We start from the raw sequence: 21,093 nt of genomic DNA, 5'->3' as shown, positions 1-21,093 counted from the left end.
CGATCCGGACTACACCACCAAGAAGGCCCGAGTGGAACACCTGTACGCGATCGCCGACCGCGAGGTCATACCCAAGGAGAGCGAGCCGGAAGTGGTCTTCTGCCTGGACGAGTTCGGCCCGCTGAACCTGCAGCCGCACCCGGGGCGGCAGTGGGCCAAACGCGGGGGCAGGCACAAAGACCCCGATCGCGAGCCCAGGCCCAGGCGGCGGGCGACCTACACCCGCCCGCACGGGGTGCGGCACCTGTTCGCCGCCTCTGACCTGGCCAAGGACCCATATCAAGAAGACCAAGAACCGGTCGAAGTTCCTGGAATTCTGCCGCTACCTGCGAACCCTCTACCCACCGACAGTCCGCCTGGCGATCGTATGTGACAACTACTCCCCGCACCTGACCACCAAGCGGTGCCGCCGCGTCGCCGGCTGGGCAGAGGCCAACAACGTCGAGATCGCCTACACCCCGACCAACTCCTCGTGGCTGAACCGCATGGAGGCCCAGTTCACAGCCCTGCGCTACTTCACCCTCGACGGCACCGACCACGCCAGCCACAAGGAGCAGGGCAGCATGATCCGCCGCTACATCATCTGACGCAATCACCACGCCGACGACCAGCGACTACGTGCCGTGGTCGCCAGGGCAAACGTTGCCTGATACGGCACTGGTCACCCAGCTAGACACACAGAACAGATCAGAGGGCCCAGTGAAACTTGCACACTGGGCCCTCTGATCTGCGATTTCAGCTGTCGGGGTGGCGGGATTTGAACCCACGACCTCTTCGTCCCGAACGAAGCGCGCTGCCAAGCTGCGCTACACCCCGATGTCATCACTCGCGTGGCGACATCGATTACTTTAGCCCACCCACGCCCCCAGGCGAAATCCGGTTTGCGCGGCCCCGCGGTGGTTCCCGGAGGGGCTTGGGCTGGTTCTGGGTGGGGCGGGGATCAGGTCTTTTCCACCAGCGTGAGCAGGGTTGCCTCCGGTGGGCACGCGAAACGTACCGGTGTGTAGCGGCTCGTTCCGCAGCCAGCCGAGACGTGGAGGTAGGAGACGTTCCCCGCTGCTTCGTGGGTCGACAGGCCCTTGACCCGATCCGTGTCCAGGTCGCAGTTGGTGACCAGCGCGCCGTAGAAGGGGATGCAGAGCTGGCCGCCGTGCGTATGGCCGGCGAGGATCAGGGGGTAGCCGTCGGTGGTGAAGGCGTCCAGCGCGCGCAGGTAGGGGGCGTGCACGATCGCCAGGGAGAGGTCGGCGTCCTTCTCGGGGCCGCCCGCGACCTTCTCGTACCGGTCGCGCTTGATGTGCGGGTCGTCGAGGCCGGTGAACGCGAGCTCGTACCCCTCCAGCTTGAGCCTGCCCCGCGTGTTGCTCAGGCCGACCCAGCCGGCCGCGTCGAACGCGTCCCGCAGGTCCTCCCACGGGTTGTGGACGACGCCGACAGCCGGGGGGTTGCCGTTCAGCCCGTGCTTGCCCTGGGCCTTCTCGAACAGATAGCGGGCGGGGTTGCGGAGCGTGGGTCCGTAGTAGTCGTTGGAGCCGAAGACGTAAACGCCCGGATACTCCATGAGCGGACCGAGGGCGTCCAGGGTCTCCGGGACCGCCTCCGGGTCGGAGAGGTTGTCGCCGGTGTTCACCACGAAGTCCGGCCGTAGGCCCGCCAGCGACTGGAGCCAGGCGCGCTTCTTGCGTTGGCCGCTCACCATGTGGATGTCCGATACCTGGAGCACCCGCAGCGGACGCATTCCCTTGGGCAGGACCGGGACGGTGATCCGTCGGAGGCGGAAGGAACGGGCCTCGATGCCGGCCGCGTAGGCGATGCCTGCGGCTCCTACTGCCGTGATTGCCAGGGGAATTCCATACCGTGCGCGCATCTGTCCATCGTCGCAGACAAAGGGGTACGAAGCGCGGGGTGGGCCGAGTTAATGATCACTCGGGCCGTTGCGGGCGCCGTTCCGCCTCCCGGTCGGCGGCCGTCATGGACGCGCCGCCTCCGTGAAATGGCCGGGCACGTCCGTATCCTCACCTGCCACACTGGGCCGCATGACCACGCTCAAGTCCAAGCTCCACGATGATCTGATCGCAGCGATCAGAGCGCGCGACGAACTGCGCACCTCGACCTTGAGGCTGACCCTCTCCGCCGTCACCACCGAGGAGGTCTCGGGCAAGACGGCCCGGGAGCTCTCCGACGACGAGGTGCAGAAGGTGATCGCCCGGGAGGCGAAGAAGCGCCGTGAAGCCGCAGAAGCCTTCGCCAAGGGCGGACGGGCCGAGCAGGCGGAGCGCGAGCGGGCCGAGGGTGAGCTGTTGGGCGAGTACCTGCCGCAGCAGCTCACGGATGACGAGTTGCAACAGATCGTGGCCAAGGCCGTCGACGACGCCAAGGCCGAGGGCGCCGAGGGCCCGAGGGCCATGGGCGCCGTGATGAAGAAGGTGAATCCGCAGGTCGCCGGGCGGGCTGAGGGCGGTCGTGTGGCAGCCACGGTGAAGCGGCTCCTCGCGAGCTGACCTGGGAGGTCGGGCCGACCCGACCACCGTGCGCCTCGTGACGGAACGGGGCGCACCACCGGGACCGGTCAGCCGGTCCCGTACTCCCCGTGCGGTACGTGGACGGGTTCCCGTACCCCCGGTGATGTGCAGCGTTTCGGATGTCGGTCGGTGACCGGGTGCCGGGTGCGTCGGAGGGCCGAGGCGTGGTGACGCCTCGGCCCTCCGTTGCTTTCCGTCAGTCTCCTGGGCCGTCGCCGCCGCCGTTGTCCCCGCCGCGGTTGTCGCCGCCCCCTGTCTGGTCCGAAGGGAGCGAGATGCCGGGCCAGGGCTGCTGGCCGTCGCCGCCCGGTCCGCCGTTGTCACCCGGCCGGCCGTCTCCCGGCTTGCCGTCGTCGGGTCGGCCGTCGTTGCCGTTGCCGTCGCCGCCGTTGTCCTCGCCGTCCTCGTCCGGCTTCTCGCTCGGGTCCGGGCCGTCGGGGATCGAGACCTTGTTGAAGACGGGTGAGTCCCAACCCTCCAGCGCGCCGTTCATCGCGTCCCGCCAGATCGGACCCGGTACCTGACCACCGAAGACCTTGGCGTGGTAGGTGTCGCCGATGGTGATGTTCATCATCTTCACCTGCTGGGTGGGGCTGCCCACCCAGACCGCTCCGGACAGATTGGGCGTGTAACCGACGAACCACGCATTGCGGCGCTCGTCGGTCGTACCGGTCTTACCCGCATTGTCACGGTTCGCCAGACCGGCCTGCTGGCCCGTGCCGGAGTCGACCACACCGCCCAGCAGGGTGTTGATCGTGTCCGCGGTCTGCTCGCTCAGCACCTTCTCGCAGGTGCTCTGCGGCACCTTGAGGCTTCGGCCGTCCGCCGTGCGGATCGACTCGATGGCGGTGGGGCTGCAGTACGTCCCTCGACTGGCGAACGTCGCGTACGCACTGGCCATGGTCAGCGGCGAGATCGCCGTCGAACCCAGCGTCAGCGGCGAGGGGGCGACCGGCAGTTTGGTGCCGTCGCCCTGGATCACCCTCAGCTTGTCGGTCATCTCGACGACCGGGCAGAGCCCTATGTCCTCGATCATCTGAACGAAGTAGGTGTTGACCGACATCTCCATCGCCTTCTTCAGCGCGTACGGTCCCACCTCCTTCTCGTTCTCGTTCTCCAGGACCTCTTTGGCGGAGTTGCGCCAGGTGCCGCCATCGCACATGGGGATCGAGTCGGGATAGGGCATCTTGTACGGCGCCGGGTACACCTGCGTCGGGGGCCTGCCCTGCTCCAGGGCCGCCGCCGCCACGAACGGCTTGAAGGTCGATCCGACCGGGAATCCGAAGTTCGATCCGCCGGCCTTCTTGTCGACGGAGTAGTTGATCTCCGTCTCGTTCTTGCCGTATCCGTACGGGCGGGACTGGCCCATGGCGAGGACCTTGCCGGTCCCGGGCTGCACGATCGTCACCGCGGTGGCGACCTTGTCCGACTTGTACACATGCTTCTTGATCGACTTCTGAGTCGACTTCTGCGCCTGCGGGTCGAGCGTGGTCTTGATCGTCAGCCCGCCGCGGTCCCAGACCTTGCGGCGGTCGTCACGGGTCTTGCCGAAGGTCTGGTCGGACAGGAAGGACTTCCGCACGTAGTCACAGAAGAAGCCCGCTCCGTTGACCGCGGTGATGCAGCCGTTCTTCGGCTCGCTCACGTTGAGTTTGATCGGGGTCGCCTTGGCCCGGGCCGCTTCCTCGGGGGAGATGTCACCCACCTCCAGCATCCGCTGGAGGACGATGTTGCGGCGCTTGGTGGCCTCTTCCGCGTCGTTGACCGGGTCGTAGCGGCTGGGCGACTGGACAAGGCCGGCGAGCATCGCGGCCTCTTCCAGGTTGAGGTCCTTAGCCTTCTTGGAGAAGAAGCGCTGGGAGGCCGCCTCGATGCCGTAGGACTTCTGGCCGAAGTACGTGATGTTGAGGTAGTTCTGGAGGATCGTCTTCTTGCCCAACTCCTCCTCGACCTGGATCGCGTACTTCAACTCCTGGATCTTGCGGCCGAGGGTCTGCTGGGTGGCCTCGGCGAACTTCTCCGCGTCGTCGCCCGCCTCCTCGACGAAGACGTTCTTCACGTACTGCTGTGTCAAGGTCGACGCGCCCTGGGTGACTCCGCCGCTCGTCGCGTTCTTGTTGAGCGCCCGCAGGACGCCCTTGAGGTCGATCGCCCCATGTTCGTAGAAGCGCGAGTCCTCGATCGCGACGATCGCCTTCTGCATGTGGGGCGAGATGTCCTTGAGCGGCACCACCGTGCGGTCGCGTGAGTACACCGTGGCGATCGTTCCGCCCTTGGAGTCCAGGATGGTGGTGCGCTGACTCAGCGGGGGGGTCTTGAGGTTGGCGGGGATCTCGTCGAACCCCTTCACCGTTCCCTTGGCCGCGAGCCCCAGTACCCCGAAGGCAGGCAGGGCGATCCCTGCCAGCACGGCTCCGGAGAGCACGCTGACACCGAGGAACTTGGCGGCTTGCTGGGTCCCGGTCAGACCACCGCCCGAGCGCTTTTTTGGCATGAAGGCAGCCTACGTTCTCATTCGCCGGACATACGTATAGGCCTTGGCCTAAGCTGCTCTCAACTGTCACAGCAGTGTGGTTTTGTATCAAGGCATTCCCCGATTCCGCAGCGAGCCTGTTGCAAAGCGCCTAGTCACAAGGGCGGCAGCAGGGGCCGAAGTGGAATCGCAGGGTCCGTGTCCGAATTCGCATTCAATCCGCCTTATGCGCCCTCTCGCGTGTGCTGTGGCTCAGCTCTTCTACCCCACTTTGTCGGGTTCATCACGCATGTCCTCTACTCACCCCCCCGAGTGATCTGCTCCGTGCGCATAGTCCGTTCGGGCCATTCAAGATTGGGCCCGAAGGGGGTGTTGCGCTGTGCCTGCCTTCCGTAACGTCCTCAACTGGCAGCGGTGAATATGCCGCTGCCGCCGTGGGGGAGCCTCGATTCGGGAGAGGACGGCGCCGGGATGGGCTGGGTAACCGACTGGAGTGCGCAGGCAGCCTGCCGCACTACCGATCCGGATGAACTGTTCGTTCAAGGAGCAGCGCAGAACAGGGCCAAGGCGGTGTGCACCGGATGTCCGGTGCGGACCGAATGCCTGGCCGACGCCCTCGACAACCGTGTGGAATTCGGTGTCTGGGGCGGAATGACCGAAAGGGAACGGCGTGCACTTCTGCGCCGACGTCCCACGGTCACCTCGTGGCGCAGACTCTTGGAGACCGCGCGCACGGAGTACGAGCGCAGTGCGGGCATCCTGCCCGTTGGTCTCGATGACGATGAGACCTACGAGACGTACGCGGCTGTGGGGTAGTCCCTGCGGGGAGATCCCCCGAAGGTGCACCACCTCGCACGATTCAATCCACACGGAAACCATCCGTGTCGGAACACAACAGAGGCACCACAGGTACTACGGATAGGACGGGCAGGACAGGCTTGCGGGAGCCTGTTCGCCGAGTCCCCCGTTTGTTGCGCCCCATGACTTTGCTGTGCCCTGTACTGGCGCCAGCCTCCTCATGTCTCAGGGCTCGCGCCCGCGTGCGCGATGCTCCTCTTTCTCTTTCACACGTGCCGGCGAAGCATCCGGTTCACACGTGTCGGCGAAGTCTTCGGCTCCGGTTCATGCGTCCCGGTCCTCACCTCGGCCATCCACGGCTCCGCGATCACCCGTGGGGTGGTGCTTCGTCAGTGGCACCGACGTCGACTGCTCGGTCTGCTGGACATTGGTACCAGCGCTTCACGGATCGGCTCGTCCTCGCTTGGTGGCGCCGTTTCGCCCGTCGAGCCCTTCGGTCGGTTCCGGCCGCGGGGGAGTGGGCCGGATGCCCGATGGGTTCAGCACGGGGAAGAAAACTTCACTGTCCGGCGATCGCGTCTCCTGCCGCTGCCAGTTGATTGCCGATGGCCCTCAGACCCGCGAGGTCGTGGACATCGCCGGGCAGGGCCGAGACCTCGGCCACCGCCACCTCCGGGTGCAGCGCGGTGAAACGGTCGCGCGTTCGCTGCTCACGCGCGAGTACCTGCATTCTTTCCGCATGCAGACGCAGCAGACCCGCCGTCAGTTGCTCGGCAGTGGGGTCCGCTGTGGCGGATACGACCTTGTGGAACACGGGGGCATCGTCCATGGGGTGCGCAGGGAGCGCAGTGTGCTCGGGAGTCTTGTGCTGCTCGGGGTTGTGCGCCGGTGTGCGACTTTCGGGCGGGGGTTCGGGAGAGGCGCCCGGAGCCTCACGAACACCAGTCTTCCCGCCCCCCTGATCGACAATGCCCCCACCATCAATATTTTCTGACGTGATTCCCGCGGCGAGGATCTCCGCCGCCGCGAGGGCCCGTTCGGCGGAGAGTTGATCGGCCTGGCTTCCGTGGACGCGGTTCAGGACCAGCCCGGCCAGCGGCATTTCCTCCTCCGCCAGCCGTTCCACGAAGTACGCGGCCTCCCGCAGGGCGTCCCGTTCCGGAGCCGCCACGACCAAGAACGCCGTACCAGGCGCCTGGAGCAGGCGGTAGGTGGCATCGGCGCGCGTGCGGAAGCCGCCGAACATGGTGTCCATCGCCGACACGAACGTCTGGACGTCCCGCAGGAGCTGGCCACCCAGCAGCTTTCCCAGGGTCCCCGTCATCATCGTCATGCCGACATTGAGGAACTTCATGCCCGCCCGACCCCCCATCTTGGCGGGGGTCACCAGAAGCTTGATGAACGTGCCGTCGAGGAACGACCCCAATCGCTTGGGTGCGTCGAGGAAGTCCAGGGCACTACGGGACGGAGGGGTGTCGACGATGATCAGGTCCCACTCGTCCCGGGCGCGCAACTGTCCGAGCTTCTCCATCGCCATGTACTCCTGCGTACCGGCGAAACCGGCCGAGAGTGACTGGTAGAAGGGGTTGTTCAAGATGGCCCGGGCTCGCTCGGCGTCCGCGTGCGCCTCGACGAACTCGTCGAAGGTCCGCTTCATGTCGAGCATCATGGCGTGCAGTTCGCCGGAGGAGTCGTCGCCGTTGCCCTCTATGCCCTTCACCCGACGTGGAGTGTTGTCCAGGGAATCGATGCCCAGGGATTGGGCCAGTCGCCGGGCGGGGTCGATGGTCAGCACCACGACCCGACGGCCACGCTCCGCCGCCCGTACTCCGAGCGCCGCGGCGGTGGTCGTCTTGCCGACGCCTCCGGAACCGCAGCAGACGATGATGCGAGTGGCGGGGTCGTCGATGAGCGGGTCGATTTCGAGAGGGGTTGCCGACGCGTCCAAGTTCATGTGCCGGTCCCTTGCTTCCGCAGTTCCTTCGACAGTTGGTAGAGCCCTGCGAGATCGACGCCTTCGCTCAGCAGAGGGAGTTCATGGGTGGGCAGGTCCAGCCGGCTCAGCGCCGTCCGCTGTTCCCGCTCCAGACCGACCCGCTGAGCGTGATCGGACGCCTGCTCCAATAGGGGGGCGACGAGCTCGTTCGCACCGTTCACACCCGCCGCAACGAGGGTTCTGGCGATCTCGTCCCGGCGGTCGCCCGCCGCGCTGTTGACCGCCTGTTCGTCCAGGAGGTGCGGCCGGACCATGTTCACGATCACACTGCCGACGGGCAGTTCGGCCGCGCGCAGTTCCGCGACCCCATCCGCCGTCTCCTGAACCGGCATCTCCTCCAGAAGGGTCACCAGATGGACCGCGGTCTGGGGGGACTTGAGGACGCGCATCACGGCCTGGGCCTGGTTGTATATCGGGCCGAACTTCGCCAGCCCCGCCACCTCGTCGTTCACATTGAGGAATCGGGTGATCCGGCCGGTGGGCGGTGCGTCCATGATGACGTGGTCATAGGCGTAGGTGCCCTGCTTGGTACGTCGGCGCACGGCTTCACACGCCTTGCCGGTGAGCAGTACGTCGCGCACCCCGGGCGCGATCGTGGTGGCGAAGTCGATGGCGCCGAGCTTCTTGAGCGCTCGGCCGGCGCTGCCGAGCTTGTAGAACATCTGGAGGTAGTCGAGCAGTGCCCGCTCGGCATCGATGGCCAGAGCGAAGACCTCACCGCCACCGGATGCAACGGCGATCTTGCGCTCCTCGTAGGGGAGCGTCTCCGTCTCGAAGAGCTGGGCGATGCCTTGCCTCCCCTCGACCTCGACGAGAAGAGTCCGCTTTCCCTCGGTCGCGAGGGCGAGCGCGAGGGCGGCGGCCACCGTGGTCTTACCGGTGCCACCCTTGCCACTGACCACCTGGAACCTGCTCACGCATTCGAGCCTAACCAGTTGAACCGCGACCTACGCACGAGGTGGTGTGCGGGCTGCGTCACGCAGGTATCCCCGACCGTGCCTCGGGAGGGCGTTCTGGCGCGCGGGGTTGTGCTCGGACCGGAGGCGATCATCCGTCGGGCAGATCGGCCCCTCTGACGCCTTGGGTGCGGAGAGGCCGGGCTCTGCGGCTACAGTCGCCTGCATGACCAAGTGGGAATACGCGACCGTGCCCCTTCTCGTGCACGCGACCAAGCAGATTCTGGACACCTGGGGCGAGGACGGCTGGGAGCTCGTCCAGGTCGTGCCCGGGCCGAACCCCGAGCAGCTCGTGGCCTATCTGAAGCGGGCGAGGGCCGCGTGAGCGGCGCCGTCGAAGCCAGGCTGGCGGAGCTGGGCCTGACCCTGCCGGAGGTGGTGCCACCACTGGCCGCCTACCAGCCGGCCGTGATTTCGGGCTCGTACGTCTACACCGCGGGTCAGCTCCCGATGGTCGAAGGCAAGCTTCCCGTCACCGGCAAGGTGGGTGCCGAGGTCACGTCGGACGAGGCCAAGCAACTGGCTCGTACGTGTGCGCTGAACGCACTGGCCGCGGTGAAGTCCGTCACCGGCGATCTGGACCGCATTGCGCGGGTCGTCAAGGTCACCGGCTTCGTTGCCTCGGCCGCCGACTTCACCGGTCAGCCTGCGGTGCTCAACGGTGCGAGCGAACTCCTCGGCGAAGTTCTCGGGGACAAGGGTGTGCACGCGCGCAGTGCGGTGGGCGTTGCGGTGCTGCCGTTGGACGCACCGGTTGAGGTCGAGGTCCTGGTGGAGCTCACCCAGGCGTGAGGCCCACGGGGCTGGCAGTGGGCGCCGTTCTGGGCTGCTGCTGGTGATCCATTTTCCGAGCCGGTGCAGGCTCGGTGGAGCCGGGTGCCTCGGCTCCGATCTGCCCCGGCTGTGAAGACCGGTCGAACGAAGTTGTGAGCGAGCGGTCCAGCTGGACCGGCTGGACCGCTCGCTGCAACCCGGGCCGATGTTCCACGTGAAACCTCGCGCCTTGCCGCCCGCAGAGGCTGGCCGGAAGACCACTAGCCCCTCTTGTGCAGCAGGGCCACCGGCCGGGGGAAGTGGTGATGTGGACCCCTCCGTGCCGCTCCGCCGGTGACCGGGGGACCTCTCGAACATCCACGCGTCAGCGCATACGATCCGGCCATGTCCAATGGTCAGTGGTACCCACCGGAGTGGCCGGACCGGATTCGCGCCCTTGCCAGAGGCGACCTCGTCCCCGAGACACCACGCCGGGCAGCGACGGTGATGCTGCTGCGTGACACGGTCGACGGTCCCGCCGTGCACATGCTGCGCCGACGCGCCTCGATGTCCTTTGCCGGCGGTGCCTATGCCTACCCGGGTGGCGGAGTGGACGCCCGGGATTCCCGTCCGATCGGTTGGGCGGGTCCCTCTCTCGCCGAATGGGCTGCCTGTCTCGGTGTGGACGAGGGATCGGCCCAGGCCATCGTGTGCGCTGCGGTCCGGGAGACCTACGAGGAAGCGGGCGTCCTCCTCGCCGGCCCCACGGGGGACAGCGTGGTGAGCGACACGACCGACGACACCTGGGAAGCGGACCGACAGGCCCTGGTCCATCGTGAGCTCTCCTTCGCCGACTTCCTGGACCGCCGGGGACTGGTGGTTCGATCGGACCTGCTCGGGGCCTGGGCCCGATGGATCACGCCCGAGTTCGAACCGCGTCGATACGACACCTGGTTCTTCGTCGCCGTGCTCCCGGAGGGCCAGCGCACCCGGAACGCCTCCACCGAGGCAGACCGCACGGTGTGGATCCGGCCGGCTGACGCCGCCGAAGGCTACGACCGGGGAGAACTGTTGATGCTGCCGCCCACCATCGCCACGCTAAGGTCGCTGATTCCCCACCCTGCGGCGGTGGACGCCCTCGCCGCGGCACGACGCCAGGACCTCACTCCCGTACTGGCGACCGCCCGGATGGTCGGCGAGGAGCTCGTACTCAGCTGGCCAGGGCATGCGGAGTTCACCAAGAACATTCCCATAGGGGGCCCGCGATGACGGATGCCGCAGCCCTGCCCGGTCAGCCCCGTGGTGGCGTGCTTTCCGGGCCCGCCACGGCTCGTACGATCAGCGTCCTGGCACCCAATCCCTCCGCCATGACACTCGACGGCACCAACACCTGGATCGTCTTCGAGCCGGATGCGGATGTGGCCGTCGTCATCGATCCGGGCCCGCTCGACGACGGTCATCTGCGCAAGGTCATCGCCACCGTCGAACGCGCCGGGAAACGGGTCGCGCTGACCCTACTCACCCATGGACACCCCGATCACGCAGAAGGCGCGGGGCGGTTCGCGGAGTTGACCCGTACACCCGTCCGCGCCCTCGACCCCGCGCTCAGACTGGGCGACGAAGGTCTGGCCGCCGGCGATGTGATCCGGACCGGAGGCTTGGAGTTGAGGGTCGTCCCCACGCCCGGCCACACCTCGGACTCGCTCTGCTTCCATCTGCCGGCCGACGGTGCCGTACTGACGGGGGACACCGTCCTGGGGCGAGGCACCACGGTCGTCGCGCACCCGGACGGACGGCTCGGCGACTACTTGGATTCGTTGCGCAGACTGCGTTCCCTGACCGTCGACGACGGCGTCCACACGGTGCTCCCCGGCCACGGTCCCGTGCTGGAGGACGCCCAGGGCGCCGTCGAGTACTACCTGGCTCATCGGGCCCATCGTCTGGCTCAGGTGGAGACTGCGGTCGAACACGGCTACCGGGAGCCCTCAGACGTGGTCGCTCGGGTCTACGCCGATGTGGATAGAACGCTCTGGCCTGCGGCGGAGCTATCAGTGCGAGCACAGTTGGAGTATCTGCGGGAGCACGGGTTGATCTAAGCCCGACCGTGGTTCGCGAAAGTCGTCGCCCGGGGCCGGTCCGTCCGTCGTGAGACGAGACGCGGATGGCCGTTCTTCTCCGTCTGAGGTCGAACTGTCGTCGACCCCCATGCGTCTGAAGCCATGGGCTGTGTTTTACGCTCCGTTTATCTTTCGCAAATGACCATGGGGGGACCTGGCGTGTTCGTTCTCTTCGTGCTGCTGCTCATCGCGGCAGCCGTGCTCTTCTTCGTCGGCCGCAGCAACGACCAAAGGGGTCTCAAGCTCGGGGCCCTGGGCGCCCTGATAGCCAGCCTGTTCTCCGGCGTCGCCAGCTGTGTGCACATCATCAGCGCCTACGAGGTCGGTGTTCCGGTCACTTTCGGCAAGGTGGGGGCGCCGCTGACCTCCGGTCTGAACGTCACATCGCCGTTCACCAACATCACCACCTTCTCCACCCGCCCCGTGGACCTCAACCTCTCGGACAAGGACGTCGTCGAGGTCCGTTCCAACCAGGGCGGTGTGATGTACGTGGAGGTCACGGTGAAGTGGGCGGTGACCCCCGCCAAGGCGGTCGAGCTCTACCGGCTCGCCGGCAGTGAGGACGCCATCCAGCAGCGGTTGGTCTTCCCCGACAGCCGAGAGATCATCCGCAACGTCTTCGCCCGCCACACCAGCGAAGCGGGCTACAGCTCCGCTCGGGAGAAGATCAACGGCGAGATCGGCGATCTGATTCAGGAGCGCCTGGCTCCCCGTGGCATCAACGTCACCACGGTCAACCTCCGCAACGTAAAGCCCTCCGACCAGTTGCAGGGACAGATCGACCGCAAAATCCAGCAGCAGCAGGCGACCGAGCGGGCGACCGAGGCGGCCCGCACGGCGACGGCGGAGGCCGAACGCCGCAGGATCGAGGCAGAGGGCATCGCCCGGGCAAACAAGATCCTGAGCAACTCGCTCACGGACAAGATCCTCATCAACCAGTGCATCGACGCGTTCAAGGACGCAGCGGCCAAGAACCCGGTGTACGCGGTGCCCTGTGGGGACGGCGGTGGCAACCCCCTGATCGTGGACGGCACCAAGAAGCGGTGACGTCACCGTAGGGAGAGCACAAGCGGAAGGGCCGCTCCGGGAACAGTCCCGGGCGGCCCTTCTTCTGTCGCATGGCGGTGGAGGACTACGTCCGCACCGGCCTGATCAGCGAGAACGCTTGGCGAGCCGTTCCACGTCCAGCAGGATCACGGCACGTGCCTCAAGCCGCAGCCAGCCGCGCTGTGCAAAGTCGGCGAGCGCCTTGTTCACGGTCTCGCGAGAGGCGCCGACCAACTGGGCCAACTCCTCCTGGGTGAGGTCGTGGACCACGTGGATGCCTTCCTCGGACTGCACGCCGAAGCGACGCGACAGATCGAGGAGCGCCCGGGCGACACGGCCGGGGACATCGGAGAAGACCAGGTCCGACATCTGGTCGTTGGTCTTGCGCAGTCGACGGGCTACGGCACGCAGCAGCGCGGTGGCTACCTCGGGGCGTACGTTCAGCCAGGGCTGGAGGTCGCCGTGACCGAGACCGAGGAGCTTGACCTCGGTCAGCGCCGTGGCGGTCGCGGTGCGCGGTCCGGGGTCGAACAGCGACAGCTCGCCGATCAGCTCGCCGGGGCCGAGGACGGCGAGCATGTTCTCGCGGCCGTCGGGGGATGTGCGGTGGAGCTTCACTTTGCCCTCGGTGACCACGTAAAGGCGGTCACCGGGGTCGCCTTCGTGGAAGAGTGCGTCGCCGCGGGCGAGCGTCACCTCACTCATCGAGCCGCGGAGCTCCGCGGCCTGCTCGTCATCGAGCGCCGCGAAGAGCGGGGCGCGCCGCAGAACGTCGTCCACGAGTTCTCTCCTTGTCGACCTGCTCAGGGACCGTGGCCCCCATGATGCCGGACCGTGCGGTGCCCGTCCGGGGGACACCGCGTGGGACAGCGTGGCTGCGGCAGACCCCTGGCAAGTAAATATTCGTGCGATCAATCACAACAAGTCTGACGCACTGGAGCGTCTGTTCGTGCGGCAGGGGCCCGATTGGGTCCTGATTACCTGTGACCGGGGCGGATGTCAGTGGCGGACCGTAGGGTGGCCGAGTGTCCAATTTGCCGGTGAGAGCGCAGGCCGAGGGGGCTGGAAGAGTGGCCGAAAAGCAGGATTCCGCTGTGGGCGAACATGCGCCGTCCGGTGCTCCGAAAGCGACAAAAAGCGCGAAAAGGCCGGGTGTGCGGAAGCCCGAGTCCCGGTTGGCGATGGTCCGTCGTGCCCGCCGGATCAATCGCGAGCTGGCCGATGTCTATCCGTACGCCCATCCGGAGCTCGACTTCCGCAACCCCTTCGAACTCCTCGTTGCGACGGTCCTCTCCGCCCAGACCACCGACCTCAGGGTGAACCAGACCACGCCCGCGCTGTTCGCGAAGTACCCCACGCCCGACGACATGGCCGCGGCAGCGCCGGAGGATCTGGAGGCGATCATTCGGCCCACGGGTTTCTTCCGTGCGAAGGCCAAGTCGCTGCTCGGCCTCTCCTCGGCGCTGCGGGACGACTTCGGCGGCGAGGTCCCCGGCCGGCTGGAGGACCTGGTCACGCTGCCCGGCGTCGGTCGGAAGACCGCGTTCGTGGTTCTCGGCAATGCGTTCGGAGTGCCCGGCATCACGGTTGACACACATTTCGGCCGATTGGTGCGGCGGTGGAAGTGGACCGCGCACGAGGATCCGGTGAAGGTCGAGGCGGACATCGCGGCGATCTTCCCCAAGTCCGAGTGGACGATGCTCTCGCACCGGGTCATCTTCCACGGCCGCCGGGTCTGCCATGCGCGCAAGCCGGCGTGCGGGGCCTGCCCGATCACGCATCTGTGTCCTTCCTACGGCGAGGGCGAGACGGACCCGGAGAAGGCGAAGAAGCTGCTCAAGTACGAGTTGGGCGGGCAGCCGGGCCAGCGGCTCAACCCTCCGGCCGACTACCCGGGGCGACCCGCTCCCGCATTGCGGGAGACCGGATGAAGGAACGATCCCTGCGCTGTGGGGCGTTGTGAACGAGGGGGTGCCCATGCGCACAGGAGACGACACGCACGACACGACTTACGAGACGACTCGCGCCAGCGGTCCGTTCGGGGCCGCCGGGGCGACCGCGGCGGGCATCGCGGGCGGCCCGGGCGAGGCCGGATCGCACCACGGGCCGGCGCAGGGCGCCCGGTCCCTCCGTACCGCGGCATGCGTGAGCGGCCCCGACGGCCCGCGACCTGCCCTGCACGAAGGCCATGAGGCGGCAGCTCAAGACCCCTCACACCACGGCGGGAGTCCGTACGGACGGCGAAGCCCTATGGACCGTATGCCTGCGGGTACCCACCCCGTCCGCGGAGCGGCGGTGGACGTCACCGCTGACGGCCTGCCCACCTGGCTCCACCCCGTCGCACGGACCGTGGATGACGTCGCACCCGAGCAACTGAGCCGCTTTCTGCCGCCCAAGAACGGCAGGGGACGACAGTCCGCGGTCCTGGTGCTCTTCGGTGAGGGCGCAACCGGCCCCGAACTGCTGTTGATGGAGCGGTCCGGGACCTTGCGCGCCCACGCCGGCCAGCCTTCGTTCCCGGGGGGCGCCCTGGACCCGGAGGACGGCGACCCCACGACCACCGGACCGCTCAGGGCTGCCCTGCGGGAAGCGGAGGAGGAGACCGGACTCGACCCCACAGGCGTGCAGGTCTTCGGCGTCCTTCCCAAGCTCTACATTCCGGTGAGCGAGTTCGTCGTGACGCCCGTACTGGGATGGTGGCGCACACCCAGCCCGATCGGAGCGGTCGATCCTGCCGAGACGGCTCGCGTCTTCACCGTGCCCGTGGCGGATCTCACGGACCCCGCCAACCGTGTCACGACCATTCACCCCAGCGGTCACCTCGGTCCGGCGTTCACCGTGGAAGGGGCCCTGGTCTGGGGATTTACAGCGGGAGTGATCGATCGCCTGCTGCACTTCGCCGGCTGGGAGCGCCCCTGGGACCGTGAACGCCAGGTCCCGCTCGACTGGCACCCATGACAGGCTGACCCTCCGACCCTGCCGGCTCGAAACCGGCGACGACCGGACCATGAGCCCGGCGTTGAAGCGATGGATCTGCGAGGCAAATGACGGTGAATGTGCTGGACATCCTGCTGCTGGTCGCGGCCGTGTGGTTCGCGATCGTCGGCTATCGGCAGGGCTTCGTCGTCGGCATCCTCTCGGTGATCGGCTTCCTCGGCGGTGGGCTGGTCGCGGTCTATCTGCTGCCCGTGCTCTGGGCCGAGGTGACCGATGACGGCTCGGAGGTGTCCACGACCGTCGCGGTCGTCGCCGTTGTGGTCATCATCATCTGTGCCTCGATCGGCCAGGCCTTCACCACCCACCTGGGCAACAAGCTCCGTCGTTACATCACCTGGACCCCGGCCCGCGCCCTGGACGCCACCGGTGGCGCGCTCGTCAATGTCATCGCGATGCTCCTGGTGGCCTGGCTGATCGGATCGGCGCTCGCGGGGACAGCGCTGCCGACGCTCGGCAAGGAGGTCCGCAGCTCCAAGGTGCTGCTGGGCGTCTCCCGGGTGATGCCCGAGCAGGCGTCCACCCTGTTCACCGACTTCACCACCGTCCTCGCGCAGAACGGGCTGCCGCAGGTCTTCAGCCCCTTCTCCAACGAACCGATCACCGAGGTGGAGCCCCCGGACCCCGCTCTGGTGGGCAGCCCGGTGGTGGCCCGTGCCAAGAAGTCGATCGTCAAGGTCGTGGGCACCGCCCAGAGCTGTAGCAAGGTCCTCGAAGGAACCGGGTTCGTCTTCGGGGAGCGCCGGGTCATGACCAATGCCCATGTGGTGGGTGGAGTCGACGAGCCGACGGTCCAGGTCGGTGGCGAGGGAAGGCGCTACGACGCCAAGGTCGTGCTCTACGACTGGCAGCGGGACATCGCCGTACTGGACGTGCCCGACCTCAAGGCCAAGCCGCTGCGGTTCGCGGACCCCGACGCCAAGTCCGGTGACAGCGCGATCGTGGCGGGTTTCCCCGAAAACGGGGCGTACGACGTGCGCTCGGCGCGCGTGAGGGGCCGCATCAATGCGAACGGGCCCGACATCTACCACCGCGGCACGGTCCGGCGTGATGTCTACTCGCTCTACACCATGGTTCGGCAGGGCAACTCGGGTGGTCCGCTGCTCACCCCCGACGGTGAGGTCTCCGGAGTCATCTTCGCCCGTTCGCTGGACGACCCGAAGACCGGCTACGCCCTGACGGTCGACGAGATCACCGAGGACATCTCCGCGGGTCTCGCCGCGAATCAGCAGGTAGACAGCCAAGGATGCGCCCTCTAGCCCTCAGACCGGGCCTCCAGGGCTCTACCGGGGCGTGGGGAGGGATGATCCTCTTCCCTCAGCGTTGCGCTGTCCTGCCGGCGTCTGGTTGAACCGTGCCGGCCCTGCTCGGACGGCCTTCCGGGAACGAGTGGGTAAGGGAAACGACGAGTCAGGCATGTGGCAGGAGTTGACGACTGCCACATCCGGGGCAGCTGCGGGCGCAGGTCGAAGGCGCTGCGCTGCTCGTCCCGTACGCGTCGGTCCGCCAGGCGGGGTATCCGACGCGCGAAGCCCACCGGAGGGGGCCGGGCAGTGCGCAGGCCGACGGAGGCCAGGACCGTGGCAGTTTCACGGTCCCGGCTCGGCGCGGACGCGCGGAACCTCCTCGGTGCTCTCAAGCGAGGCAGGACGCTCCCGGACAGCCCTCGACCGGCAGTGAGGCGCCGCCTCGCCCAGCCCGAAGGAGTGCTTCGGAACTCGGTCGTTCGTCAGCAGCGATGCCTGGCACGTGAGCGACGGCGAACACCTGGGGGCGAGACCGGGCCACGACGCAAGGCGCCGTAGATGGCTGGATCTCGCCCGGCAGGCCCTAGCCGCGCGTATGCCGAAGTCGAGCTGAGACCCAGCGCGCGCGGCGCCTCAGAATCCGTGGAATACCCATGCCCTGTGCCGAGTGCTCAGGCCCCTGACCTTGCGGACCTTCGCTGCTGTGGGTGCTCGGGCCACTGGCCGAGCGACGGTTGCGTGCGGCGTCACCGTAGTCGTACGTCCAACCCATACCGGGACCTGTGCCCGTGCCCCAAGGTCGGTAACCGTACTGAGGGCAGCCAATTGGCCTATGCGTCGGGCAATTGGCTGTTCGACGGACGTGTGTTCCCTGGTGCAGTCGGCATGTAGTGGGACAGCGACTCGGGTCGGGCGACGGGCCGTCAGTTTGACCGTTTGCCGAGTGGCCAGAGGCTGGAACTCGCTCCCGTCACCGGTCCGGTTCAGGATCCTTGAGCCAATTGATCAGCTCCGACGAGAACGCCACCGGATCCTCCTCGTGTGGGAAGTGCCCGAGCCCGTCGAACAGCCGCCAGCGGTAGGGGGCTTCCACGTACTCTCCCGACCCGGCGGCGCTCCGCGTGCGCATGGCCGGGTCCAGGGAGCCGTGCAGATGGAGGGTGGGCACCCGAACCGGGCGCTTCATCCGCCGGTTGAACTGGATGCCGTCCGGGCGGGCCATCGACCGCACCATCCACCGGTACGGCTCGATCGAACAGTGCGCTGTCGACGGGATGGACATCGCACGCCGGTAGACGTTCAGCGTCTGCTCGTCCGGCGGTTTGGGCCCGGACCAGCTCTGGATCAGCTCTCCCACCAGGGTCGCTTCGTCCGCCATGAGTTGACGTTCCGGTAGCCAAGGGCGTTGGAAGCCCCAGACGTACGAGCCGGCACGGCTCTGTGAGAAGTCCGAGAGCATCGCCGAACGCCAGCGTCTGGGGTGCGGCATGGAGGAGACCGCGAGCCGGCGCACCAGCTTCGGCCGCATCACCGCGGCCGTCCACGCGAGATAGCCGCCGAGGTCGTGCCCCACCAGCGCCGCGTCCGGTTCGCCCAACGAGCGCACCACTCCGGTGATGTCCAGCGCGAGGTTCGCCGGGTCGTACCCCCTGGGCGTACGGTCGCTGCCTCCCACGCCCCGCAGATCCATGGCCACGGCCCGGTAGCCGGCATCAGCGAGGGCGGTCAACTGGTGTCGCCAGGTCCACCAGAACTGCGGAAAGCCGTGCAGGAGCAGGACCAGGGGGCCATCGCCCATCTCCGCGATGTGGAAGCGCGCGCCGTTGGCAGCCACGTCGCGATGGGTCCACGGGCCGTCGATGCGAACGGGGCTTCCATTACCGGTGTCAGGGGCGGTCATGCTCACGAGCGTGCCATACCCAGGCATGTCGTGTTTGCCATGCCCATCCGCCCGGGGCAAGCCCAGACGGGTCTGGGCAAGCCCCGGACAGAGCCGCGGACAAGCGCCGGTCAACTCCTGGTGAACAGGAGGAGTGCGCTCGCCCGGCCGCACTTATCCGATCCGGACGGTCAGGGGCCTCAGCCCTCAGCCGAGGGGCCGGCCCACCGGTCAGCGGGATACCGCGCGGACTTCCGTGCCCGACGCCTTCACCAGGATGACTTCCTGTCGTACGCGCGGGTGGGGCTTCACGCCCTGGAGCACCGCGGCGGTCTCCTTGGCGGAGGCGATCGACTTCTCCGGCGGCTTGACCTTCTTGAACTTGGCCACCGCGAGCAGCGCCAGCCCGCCTGCCAGCAGCAGGAACGCCACACCCACGATCAGGAACGACCAGGCGAGCCCAAGCCCCAGATTGTGGATTCCGTAGGCCGCCGCAAAGCTGAGCACGGGCAGCGAGAAGAGCACGAACACCCCTGCGACGATCAAGGCGACACTGCCCGTGACGCCACGTTTGACGTCCTGCCGGATCTCCGCCTTGGCCAGCGCGATCTCATCGTGCACAAGTGCCGACATCTCGGCGGTCGCCGAGGCGACCAACTGCCCGATGCTCCGCTCTGCACTGGTGCCGGGGTCGCTCATCGCTACTCCCTCTTTCCTGGCTCTGCTGCGGTGTCCGGGCGCTCCGGGAGTGTCCTGGAGTCCGGGACTCTTCTGAATTGTCCGGGGCCGTTATCAGATCATGCCGGACGTCCCCGCTCTTCGCGCGACGCCCCCGAGGCTTCCGGGCCACCTCCGGCCGAAACACCGGCCAGCCGACGGTGCTCCGCGGCCCTCTTCTCGTAGATCTCCGCCATGCGGAGGTGGTACGCCGGGTTGTCCTGCTCGTAGATGTCGGGGATGCCGTCCTGGTCGTCGTCGCGTTCCTCGTCCGCGATGAGCGCCCGGTACTTGCGTACCCGCAATTTGAGGAGAACACCGGCGAACACGGCGGCAATCAGGGAGCCCATCAGAACGGCTGCCTTCACCTGGTCGGTGAGCCCCGTATTTCCGGCGAAGGCCAGTTCGCCGATCAGCAGGGAGACGGTGAAGCCTATGCCGGCCAGGGTGGCGACCGCGAGGACATCGGGCCAGGCCAGGTCGTCGTTGAGTTCTGCGCGGGTGAAGCGTGCGGCGAGCCAGGTACCGCCGAAGATGCCGACGGTCTTGCCCACCACCAGACCGAGGACCACGCCCAGGGTCTCGGGCTTGGTGAAGACGTCGCCGAGGACGTTCCCCGAGATGCTGACGCCCGCCGAGAAGAGGGCGAACAGCGGTACGGCGAGCCCTGCCGAAATCGGTCGCACCAGGTGCTCGATGTGCTCGCCTGGGGAGTGTTCCTCACCTTCCCGCCGGGAGCAGCGCAGCATCAGACCCATGGCGACGCCGGCGATGGTGGCGTGGACGCCGCTGTTGTACATCAGACCCCAGATGACCAGGGCCAGCGGGACGTAGACGTACCAGCCGCGCACCTCCTTGCGGAGCAGTACCCAGAACAGGACCAGTCCGACGAAGGCCCCGCCGAGGGCGGCGAAGTTCAGATCGCTGGTGAAGAAGACGGCGATGATCAGGATGGCGAAGAGGTCGTCCACCACGGCGAGGGTCAGCAGGAACGCGCGCAGCGCGGAGGGCAGCGAGGCTCCGAGTACGGCGAGTACGGCGAGTGCGAAGGCGATGTCCGTGGCCGTGGGGACGGCCCATCCGTCGGTGGAGCCGTCGCCGATCACGTTCACCGCGAGGTAGACCAGTGCCGGAACGGCCATGCCGCTGAGCGCGGCGATGACGGGAAGGGCCGCGGCCTTGGGGTCGCGCAACTCGCCCGCGACCAGTTCGCGCTTGAGTTCGATGCCGGCGACGAAGAAGAAGATGGCGAGCAGGCCGTCGGCCGCCCAGTGCTGTATCGAGAGGTCCAGGCCGAGTGACTCGGGGCCGATGTGGAAGGAGCTCAGCGACTCGTAGCTGTTGGACAGCGGGGTGTTGGCCCAGATCAGGGCGGCGATGGCGGCGATGAGGAGCAGGACTCCGCCGACGGTCTCGGTGCGCAGCGCGTTTGCTACGAAGGTGCGCTCCGGCAATGACATCCGGCCAAGGAACTTGCGGGGGCTCGGCGAAGTCATGACGGGTGTACCTCCGGTTGGTCGGGCAGGGCAAAGCACCTGCCGACCAGACTTCCCGGCGCACCTAGGTCTTCTTGTCGCGTCTTTGACGCGTGGCT

General features: G+C 67.3%; 19 protein-coding genes, 1 tRNA gene and 1 pseudogene. 11 read left to right on the top strand and 10 right to left on the bottom strand.

What is annotated here, in order from left to right:
* A pseudogene (locus tag ABZ348_RS18730) lies at positions 1 to 650 on the top strand (transposase); the annotation flags it as partial.
* A gap of 92 nt (positions 651 to 742) precedes the next feature.
* Here ABZ348_RS18730 and ABZ348_RS18725 read toward each other — a convergent pair.
* Both ABZ348_RS18725 and ABZ348_RS18720 read right to left on the bottom strand, forming a co-directional pair.
* A tRNA-Pro gene (locus tag ABZ348_RS18725) sits at positions 743 to 816 on the bottom strand.
* 124 nt (positions 817 to 940) lie between these two features.
* The gene (locus ABZ348_RS18720; protein ID WP_358934293.1) at positions 941 to 1,867 is read right to left on the bottom strand and encodes a metallophosphoesterase; all 927 of its coding nucleotides are present in this window, start codon (positions 1,865 to 1,867) and stop codon (positions 941 to 943) included.
* 169 nt (positions 1,868 to 2,036) lie between these two features.
* Between ABZ348_RS18720 and ABZ348_RS18715 the strand changes: the two genes are divergently transcribed.
* The gene (locus ABZ348_RS18715) at positions 2,037 to 2,501 is read left to right on the top strand and encodes a GatB/YqeY domain-containing protein (RefSeq protein ID WP_358934292.1); all 465 of its coding nucleotides are present in this window, start codon (positions 2,037 to 2,039) and stop codon (positions 2,499 to 2,501) included.
* Positions 2,502 to 2,718: 217 nt separating this feature from the next.
* On the opposite strand, the gene ABZ348_RS18710 is transcribed toward ABZ348_RS18715, so the two are convergent.
* Entirely contained in the window at positions 2,719 to 5,016 is a 2,298-nt protein-coding gene (locus ABZ348_RS18710) for a transglycosylase domain-containing protein (RefSeq protein WP_358934290.1), read from the bottom strand.
* 450 nt (positions 5,017 to 5,466) lie between these two features.
* Here ABZ348_RS18710 and ABZ348_RS18705 point away from each other — a divergent pair, with 450 nt between their 5' ends.
* Positions 5,467 to 5,811 (top strand): WhiB family transcriptional regulator, encoded by a 345-nt coding sequence (locus tag ABZ348_RS18705; protein WP_177149633.1) that lies wholly within the window; start codon positions 5,467 to 5,469, stop codon positions 5,809 to 5,811.
* 541 nt (positions 5,812 to 6,352) lie between these two features.
* On the opposite strand, the gene ABZ348_RS18700 is transcribed toward ABZ348_RS18705, so the two are convergent.
* Both ABZ348_RS18700 and ABZ348_RS18695 read right to left on the bottom strand, forming a co-directional pair.
* Positions 6,353 to 7,747 carry an ArsA family ATPase gene (locus ABZ348_RS18700; protein ID WP_358934288.1) on the bottom strand — a complete coding sequence of 465 codons (1,395 nt, stop codon included), beginning with the start codon at positions 7,745 to 7,747 and terminating at the stop codon, positions 6,353 to 6,355.
* Positions 7,744 to 8,706, bottom strand: coding sequence for an ArsA-related P-loop ATPase (locus ABZ348_RS18695; RefSeq protein WP_358934286.1), 963 nt, complete (start codon positions 8,704 to 8,706; stop codon positions 7,744 to 7,746). The genes ABZ348_RS18700 and ABZ348_RS18695 overlap by 4 nt, the downstream gene beginning before the upstream one ends.
* A 205-nt stretch (positions 8,707 to 8,911) precedes the next feature.
* Here ABZ348_RS18695 and ABZ348_RS18690 point away from each other — a divergent pair, with 205 nt between their 5' ends.
* The 5 genes from ABZ348_RS18690 (at position 8,912) to ABZ348_RS18670 (ending at position 12,662) form a co-directional block, all read left to right on the top strand.
* Positions 8,912 to 9,070 (top strand): hypothetical protein, encoded by a 159-nt coding sequence (locus ABZ348_RS18690; protein WP_358934284.1) that lies wholly within the window; start codon positions 8,912 to 8,914, stop codon positions 9,068 to 9,070.
* The gene (locus ABZ348_RS18685) at positions 9,067 to 9,537 is read left to right on the top strand and encodes a RidA family protein (protein WP_358934282.1); all 471 of its coding nucleotides are present in this window, start codon (positions 9,067 to 9,069) and stop codon (positions 9,535 to 9,537) included. The genes ABZ348_RS18690 and ABZ348_RS18685 overlap by 4 nt, the downstream gene beginning before the upstream one ends.
* A 366-nt stretch (positions 9,538 to 9,903) precedes the next feature.
* Positions 9,904 to 10,767, top strand: coding sequence for an NUDIX hydrolase (locus ABZ348_RS18680; RefSeq protein ID WP_358934280.1), 864 nt, complete (start codon positions 9,904 to 9,906; stop codon positions 10,765 to 10,767).
* Positions 10,764 to 11,594 carry an MBL fold metallo-hydrolase gene (locus tag ABZ348_RS18675; protein ID WP_358934279.1) on the top strand — a complete coding sequence of 277 codons (831 nt, stop codon included), beginning with the start codon at positions 10,764 to 10,766 and terminating at the stop codon, positions 11,592 to 11,594. Before ABZ348_RS18680 ends, ABZ348_RS18675 begins: the two co-directional genes overlap by 4 nt.
* Positions 11,595 to 11,753: 159 nt before the next feature.
* Positions 11,754 to 12,662, top strand: coding sequence for an SPFH domain-containing protein (locus tag ABZ348_RS18670; protein ID WP_358934277.1), 909 nt, complete (start codon positions 11,754 to 11,756; stop codon positions 12,660 to 12,662).
* Between the two features lie 105 nt (positions 12,663 to 12,767).
* On the opposite strand, the gene ABZ348_RS18665 is transcribed toward ABZ348_RS18670, so the two are convergent.
* Positions 12,768 to 13,442 (bottom strand): Crp/Fnr family transcriptional regulator, encoded by a 675-nt coding sequence (locus ABZ348_RS18665; RefSeq protein WP_250921514.1) that lies wholly within the window; start codon positions 13,440 to 13,442, stop codon positions 12,768 to 12,770.
* A 290-nt stretch (positions 13,443 to 13,732) separates the two neighbouring features.
* Between ABZ348_RS18665 and nth the strand changes: the two genes are divergently transcribed.
* From nth to ABZ348_RS18650, 3 genes are all read left to right on the top strand, one after another.
* Positions 13,733 to 14,593, top strand: coding sequence for an endonuclease III (gene nth / locus ABZ348_RS18660; protein ID WP_358934275.1), 861 nt, complete (start codon positions 13,733 to 13,735; stop codon positions 14,591 to 14,593).
* A gap of 328 nt (positions 14,594 to 14,921) precedes the next feature.
* Entirely contained in the window at positions 14,922 to 15,620 is a 699-nt protein-coding gene (locus ABZ348_RS18655; protein ID WP_358934273.1) for a CoA pyrophosphatase, read from the top strand.
* 92 nt (positions 15,621 to 15,712) lie between these two features.
* Positions 15,713 to 16,915, top strand: coding sequence for a MarP family serine protease (locus tag ABZ348_RS18650; RefSeq protein WP_358934326.1), 1,203 nt, complete (start codon positions 15,713 to 15,715; stop codon positions 16,913 to 16,915).
* 571 nt (positions 16,916 to 17,486) lie between these two features.
* Here the strand turns inward: ABZ348_RS18650 and ABZ348_RS18645 are convergent.
* The 4 genes from ABZ348_RS18645 to nhaA form a co-directional block, all read right to left on the bottom strand.
* Positions 17,487 to 17,675 (bottom strand): hypothetical protein, encoded by a 189-nt coding sequence (locus ABZ348_RS18645; RefSeq protein WP_358934271.1) that lies wholly within the window; start codon positions 17,673 to 17,675, stop codon positions 17,487 to 17,489.
* 198 nt (positions 17,676 to 17,873) lie between these two features.
* A complete protein-coding gene (locus tag ABZ348_RS18640; RefSeq protein WP_358934269.1) occupies positions 17,874 to 18,803 on the bottom strand; it encodes an alpha/beta hydrolase in 930 nt (309 codons plus the stop codon).
* Between the two features lie 210 nt (positions 18,804 to 19,013).
* Positions 19,014 to 19,481, bottom strand: a complete 468-nt coding sequence (locus ABZ348_RS18635; RefSeq protein ID WP_358934267.1) for a phage holin family protein — start codon at positions 19,479 to 19,481, stop codon at positions 19,014 to 19,016.
* Between the two features lie 98 nt (positions 19,482 to 19,579).
* Positions 19,580 to 20,995: a Na+/H+ antiporter NhaA gene (gene nhaA, locus ABZ348_RS18630; RefSeq protein WP_358934265.1), complete on the bottom strand. Its 1,416-nt coding sequence runs from the start codon at positions 20,993 to 20,995 to the stop codon at positions 19,580 to 19,582.
* Between the last annotated feature and the right edge of the window lie 98 nt (positions 20,996 to 21,093).

It is taken from the genome of Streptomyces sp. NPDC005963 (assembly GCF_040638655.1).
In the GTDB taxonomy this organism is placed as follows: Bacteria; Actinomycetota; Actinomycetes; order Streptomycetales; family Streptomycetaceae; genus Streptomyces.
This window is presented reverse-complemented; position numbering and strand designations above follow the sequence as displayed.